5 protein-coding genes are annotated in these 6,221 nt (G+C 41.7%); all 5 read left to right on the top strand.

Annotation, left to right across the window (positions count from 1 at the left end; all coding sequences use genetic code 11):
- On the top strand, positions 1-669 hold a 669-nt coding region (gene atpG / locus BHE89_RS07630; protein ID WP_128860381.1), incomplete at its 5' end, for a F0F1 ATP synthase subunit gamma.
- Positions 670-703: 34 nt separating this feature from the next.
- The gene (atpD, locus tag BHE89_RS07625) at positions 704-2,086 is read left to right on the top strand and encodes a F0F1 ATP synthase subunit beta (RefSeq protein ID WP_023583323.1); all 1,383 of its coding nucleotides are present in this window, start codon (positions 704-706) and stop codon (positions 2,084-2,086) included.
- A 21-nt stretch (positions 2,087-2,107) separates the two neighbouring features.
- Positions 2,108-2,524: a F0F1 ATP synthase subunit epsilon gene (locus BHE89_RS07620; RefSeq protein ID WP_006534340.1), complete on the top strand. Its 417-nt coding sequence runs from the start codon at positions 2,108-2,110 to the stop codon at positions 2,522-2,524.
- Positions 2,525-2,676: 152 nt separating this feature from the next.
- On the top strand, positions 2,677-4,050 hold the full coding sequence (glmU, locus tag BHE89_RS07615; protein WP_069367399.1) for a bifunctional UDP-N-acetylglucosamine diphosphorylase/glucosamine-1-phosphate N-acetyltransferase GlmU: 1,374 nt from the start codon (positions 2,677-2,679) through the stop codon (positions 4,048-4,050).
- A 160-nt stretch (positions 4,051-4,210) separates the two neighbouring features.
- Positions 4,211-6,037: a glutamine--fructose-6-phosphate transaminase (isomerizing) gene (gene glmS / locus BHE89_RS07610; protein WP_069367398.1), complete on the top strand. Its 1,827-nt coding sequence runs from the start codon at positions 4,211-4,213 to the stop codon at positions 6,035-6,037.
- Positions 6,038-6,221: the final 184 nt, after the last annotated feature.

The raw sequence follows: 6,221 nt of genomic DNA, 5'->3' as shown, positions 1-6,221 counted from the left end.
CCATACCTCGAAGAGCGTGAAGTTAAACGTGTCGGGTACCTGGTTGTTTCGACCGACCGTGGTTTGTGTGGTGGTTTGAACATTAATTTGTTCAAAAAACTGCTGGCAGACATGAAAGAGTGGTCTGAAAAAGGTGTACAGGTAGATTTAGCACTAATCGGTTCTAAAGCCGCTTCATTCTTTGGCTCAGTAGGCGGGAATGTTGTTGGTCAAGTAACGGGTATGGGTGATGATCCAAAACTGTCAGACCTTATCGGTCCAGTCAATATCATGTTGCAGGCTTATGACGAAGGTCGTTTAGATAAACTGTATGTGGTGGCAAATAAGTTCATCAATACCATGGCTCAAGAGCCTAAAATCCTTCAGGTTTTACCATTACCTCCAGGTGATGATGAAGAGCTGAAAGAAAAATCTTGGGATTATCTGTACGAACCTGATCCTAAGGCGTTACTGGATACTTTACTGCGTCGTTATATCGAATCGCAAGTTTACCAGAGCGTCGTAGAGAACTTAGCGAGTGAGCAGGCCGCCCGAATGGTCGCGATGAAAGCCGCTACAGATAACGGTGGTAACCTGATTAAAGAACTGCAATTGGTGTACAACAAAGCACGCCAAGCAAGCATTACTCAGGAACTTACAGAAATTGTGTCTGGTGCAGCCGCGGTATAACAGCTAGGTTTACGAATTACGTAGAGGATTCAAGATGGCTACTGGAAAGATTGTCCAGGTAATCGGCGCCGTAGTGGACGCCGAGTTCCCTCAGGATAGCGTCCCTAAAGTATACGACGCTCTTGAGGTTATGAATGGTAAAGAAAAACTGGTGCTGGAAGTTCAGCAACAGTTAGGCGGTGGTATCGTTCGTTGTATCGCTATGGGTACATCAGACGGTTTAAGCCGTGGCTTAAAAGTTGAAAACTTAGGCCACCCAATTGAAGTACCAGTAGGTAAAGCAACACTGGGACGTATCATGAACGTTCTGGGTACACCTATCGATATGAAAGGTGATATTGCAACTGAAGAACGTTGGTCTATCCACCGTGAAGCGCCAACCTACGAAGAGTTATCAAACTCACAAGAACTGCTTGAAACCGGTATCAAAGTAATGGACTTAATCTGTCCATTTGCTAAAGGGGGTAAAGTAGGTCTGTTCGGTGGTGCGGGTGTTGGTAAAACAGTTAACATGATGGAATTGATCCGTAACATCGCGATCGAGCACTCAGGTTACTCTGTATTTGCTGGTGTTGGTGAGCGTACTCGTGAGGGTAACGACTTCTATCATGAAATGACAGATTCTAACGTTCTTGACAAAGTATCGTTAGTTTATGGTCAGATGAATGAGCCACCAGGAAACCGTCTGCGTGTAGCACTGACGGGTTTGACGATGGCTGAAAAATTCCGTGATGAAGGCCGTGACGTATTGTTATTTGTTGATAACATTTATCGTTATACCTTAGCAGGTACTGAAGTATCAGCACTGTTAGGTCGTATGCCATCAGCGGTAGGTTACCAGCCAACATTGGCTGAAGAGATGGGTGTTCTGCAAGAACGTATCACTTCAACCAAAACAGGTTCTATCACCTCTGTACAAGCTGTATACGTACCTGCGGATGACTTAACTGACCCATCTCCAGCAACAACGTTTGCTCACTTAGATGCGACAGTTGTACTGAGCCGTCAAATTGCTTCATTAGGTATCTACCCTGCGGTTGACCCACTGGATTCAACCAGTCGTCAGTTAGACCCGCTGGTAGTTGGCCAAGAGCACTATGATGTGGCTCGTGGTGTTCAGTCTATCCTGCAACGTTATCAGGAACTGAAAGACATCATCGCTATCTTAGGTATGGATGAACTGTCAGAAGAAGATAAACTGGTTGTTGCGCGTGCGCGTAAGATCCAGCGCTTCCTATCTCAGCCATTCTTCGTTGCTGAAGTATTTACCGGTTCACCAGGTAAGTTCGTTTCCCTGAAAGACACTATTCGTGGCTTTAAAGGTATTCTGAACGGTGATTATGACCACCTGCCAGAGCAGGCGTTCTACATGGTTGGTACTATCGAAGAAGCAGTAGAAAAAGCTAAGAAGCTTTAATACGGCTGACGGGAGGTTGATATGGCCGATACATCGTTCCACCTGAAAGTTGTCAGCGCTGAAAAGCAGTTATATGACGGCGAAGTCAAACGAATTCAGGTAACTGGTAGCGAAGGTGAGCTCGGTATTTATCCGCAGCATACCCCGTTATTAACTGCCATAAAACCGGGCATGGTACGTGTCGTAAAAACATCGGGTGAAGAAGAGGTTATCTACCTTTCAGGTGGTATTCTCGAAGTTCAGCCGACGGGCGTCATTGTACTGGCAGATACAGCGATCCGTGGTCGTGATTTGGATGAAGCGAAAGCGTTGGAATCTAAGCGTAAAGCTGAAGAACACATTCAATCCTCTCATGGTGATGTTGATTATGCTCAAGCATCAGCAGAATTAGCCAAAGCGATTGCAAAACTACGTGTAATCGAATTGACTCGACGTTGATGTAAACAGGCAGTCTATGAATAAAAAAGCCAGTTGGTTCTTCGCTAACTGGCTTTTTTGCGTCATGAAATATTTTGTGTGACGAAATATGTAGTATTATTTGGCATAAACAGGTTTACTTGCCATTCTTTACGGGAGTTATCAGGTTAATTATGTCTAATTCAGCTAAAAGCGTTGTTATTCTTGCTGCGGGAAAAGGCACCCGCATGTATTCACAATTACCTAAAGTTCTTCATAAACTTGCAGGTAAATCCATGGTTCAACATGTGATTGATACCGCCAAGTCATTAGGTGCTCAACAAACACACCTTGTCTATGGGCACGGTGGTGAACTAATGAAAGAAAAATTAGGCTCACAACCTGTTAATTGGGTACTACAAGCAGAGCAACTAGGAACGGGTCACGCAATGCAACAAGCTGCCCCTTTCTTTGCTGATGATGAAGATATCCTGATGCTTTATGGTGATGTTCCACTTATTACCAAAGAAACGTTAGAACGTTTAATTGAAGTGAAACCAGAAGGTGGTATTGGTTTATTAACGGTTATTTTAGATAACCCAACAGGCTATGGTCGTATTGTTCGCGAAAATGGCGAAGTGACCGGCATTATTGAACAAAAAGACGCTTCTGAAGAACAACTCAAAATTACTGAAATCAACACGGGTATTTTAGTCGCAAACGGTGGTGATTTAAAACGTTGGTTAGGTAAGCTCAATAATAACAATGCACAAAAAGAGTATTACATTACTGACATTATCGCATTAGCGCATAAAGAAGGTCGTAAAATTGAAACGGCTCATCCTCGTCGTCATAGTGAAATGGAAGGCGTGAATAACCGTTTACAACTGGCTGCATTAGAACGTATTTACCAAACAGAACAGGCCGAACGCTTATTATTAGAAGGTGTTATGTTGCTTGATCCCGCACGCTTTGATTTACGTGGCACATTAACTCACGGTCAAGATGTTGTGATTGATACTAACGTTATTATTGAAGGCAATGTGACTTTAGGAAATAACGTTGAAATTGGTACAGGATGTGTCCTGAAAAACTGTGTGATTGGCGATAATTCTATTATTAGCCCTTATACGGTGATCGAGGATGCAAACTTAGCTCAAGAGTGTACTGTTGGGCCATTTGCGCGCCTTCGTCCAGGTAGTGAATTAGCGGATAAAGCACACGTCGGTAATTTTGTTGAGATGAAAAAAGCAAGCTTAGGTGTTGGTTCTAAAGCAGGTCATCTGACTTATTTAGGCGATACTGAAGTTGGCGCTAACGTTAATATTGGTGCAGGTACGATTACTTGTAACTACGATGGTGCGAATAAATTCAAAACAGTGATTGGTGATGATGTCTTTATTGGTTCAGATACCCAATTAGTGGCGCCAGTGACGGTTGCTAGTGGAGCAACCATTGGTGCAGGCACAACGCTCACTAAAAACGTGAATGAAAACGAGTTAGTGATCAGTCGAGTTAAGCAAACCCATATCACTGGATGGAAACGTCCAGTGAAGAAAAAACAATAATTTTAAGAAAAGGGCGTATATTTAATTAACGTCCTTTTCTTGTACGCTATTATTCTAAAAACAAAAAAATATCCCCACTTTCTACAATGGCTTGGGGAACAAACCAATCAGGTATAAGACATCCAAGTGCGAATAAACGCACAGTTTTAGGAATAACACAATGTGTGGAATAGTAGGTGCAGTTGCACAACGCGATATCGCTGAAATCTTAATTGAAGGCTTACGTCGTTTAGAATACCGCGGTTATGATTCTGCGGGTTTAGCGGTTGTGGATAATGACTGTAAAATGACACGTCTGCGTGAAGTTGGCAAAGTACAAATGCTGGCAGAAGAGGCAGAAAAAACAGAAGTGATTGGTGGTACAGGTATTGCTCATACACGTTGGGCAACACACGGTGAACCTTGTGAAAATAATGCGCATCCTCATGTATCGGGTACGATTGCAGTTGTACACAATGGCATTATTGAAAACTACCAAGAACTGAAAGCAGAATTAATTAAAAAAGGATATCAGTTTGCATCTCAAACGGATACCGAAGTCATTGCTCACCTTGTTAATTGGGAACAGCGTCAAGGTGGTACATTACGTGAAGTTGTACAACGTGTTATTCCTCAATTACGCGGTGCTTATGGCACTGTCATTATGGACAGCCGCACACCTGAACTTCTCGTTGCTGCTCGCTCAGGTAGCCCGCTGGTGGTTGGTCTCGGTGTCGGTGAAAATTTCCTAGCTTCAGACCAATTAGCATTATTACCTGTCACTCGTCGTTTTATCTACCTTGAAGAAGGCGATATCGTTGAAATTACACGTCGCCATGTTCATATTTTTGATATGAACGGTGAGGAAGTTGTTCGCGATACGATTGAATCTAACGTTCAATACGATGCCGGTGATAAAGGCGTGTATCGTCATTACATGCAAAAAGAGATCTACGAACAACCTCTTGCAATTAAAAATACGCTTGAAGGTCGTTTACAGGCTGAAGGTATCGATCTTAGTGAATTAGGTCCTAAAGCAGAAGCGATCTTATCTCAAGTAGAACATATCCAAATTGTTGCTTGTGGTACATCTTATAATGCAGGAATGGTTTCTCGTTACTGGTTTGAATCTTTAGCGGGTATTCCTTGTGATGTTGAAATTGCATCAGAATATCGTTATCGCAAACCCGCAACTCGCCGTAATAGCTTACTGATTACATTATCTCAATCGGGTGAAACCGCGGATACATTAGCGGCTCTGCGTTTATCTAAAGAGTTAGGCTATTTATCATCATTGGCGATTTGTAATGTGGCAGGATCTTCTTTGGTCCGTGAATCTGAATTTGTCTTGATGACTAAAGCGGGTGCAGAAATCGGTGTTGCATCGACCAAAGCATTTACAACACAGTTAACTGTTCTATTAATGCTGGTGGCATATATGGGACGTATTAAAGGTGTTACAACATTAGAGCATGAAGTTTCAGTGGCATTACACGCATTACCAAGCCGCATTGAAAGTATGTTATCGAAAGATAAAGTGATTGAAGCGTTAGCTGAAGACTTCTCAGAAAAAAGCCATGCCTTATTCTTAGGTCGTGGTGACCAATACCCGATTGCGGTAGAAGGTGCATTAAAGTTAAAAGAGATCTCTTATATTCATGCTGAAGCTTATGCGGCTGGTGAATTAAAACATGGTCCATTAGCATTAATTGATGCAGATATGCCAGTTATCATCATCGCTCCTAACAATGAATTATTAGAGAAATTAAAATCTAATATCGAAGAAGTTCGGGCTCGAGGTGGTTTACTGTATGTGTTTGCTGATCAAGATGCAGGCTTTGAAGAAAACGAAACGATGAAGTTAATTTCTTTACCTCATGTTGAAGATCTGATCGCACCAATTTTCTATACAGTACCATTACAGTTATTGTCTTATCATGTTGCTTTGATTAAAGGCACAGACGTAGACCAACCTCGTAACTTAGCAAAATCGGTTACAGTTGAATAAAAATTAGCTTTTTATAAATAATTTATTGTTATTTATACTTAAACCCAGTGAAATCTTAATTGAATCACTGGGTTTTTTTATTATGTTTATAGTGTTTTTCGTCTTTAGTTATAAATAATATTTATTAAATAAGGCTAGCGTTGTGAATTAACAACAATCTTAGTAATAATAATATTTAATAATT

Source organism: Shigella sp. FC1967, from assembly GCF_001743005.1.
Lineage (GTDB): Bacteria > Pseudomonadota > Gammaproteobacteria > Enterobacterales > Enterobacteriaceae > Proteus.
The sequence above is the reverse complement of the archived record's forward strand: the minus strand, read 5'-3'. Positions and strand labels throughout refer to the sequence as shown.

Excerpts from the sequence above, each read along its gene's own strand:
- atpD (WP_023583323.1), top strand. The coding sequence starts at position 704 with ATGGCTACTGGAAAGATTGTCCAGGTAATCGGCGCCGTAGTGGACGCC.
- BHE89_RS07620 (WP_006534340.1), top strand. The coding sequence starts at position 2,108 with ATGGCCGATACATCGTTCCACCTGAAAGTTGTCAGCGCTGAAAAGCAG.
- glmU (WP_069367399.1), top strand. The coding sequence starts at position 2,677 with ATGTCTAATTCAGCTAAAAGCGTTGTTATTCTTGCTGCGGGAAAAGGC.
- glmS (WP_069367398.1), top strand. The coding sequence starts at position 4,211 with ATGTGTGGAATAGTAGGTGCAGTTGCACAACGCGATATCGCTGAAATC.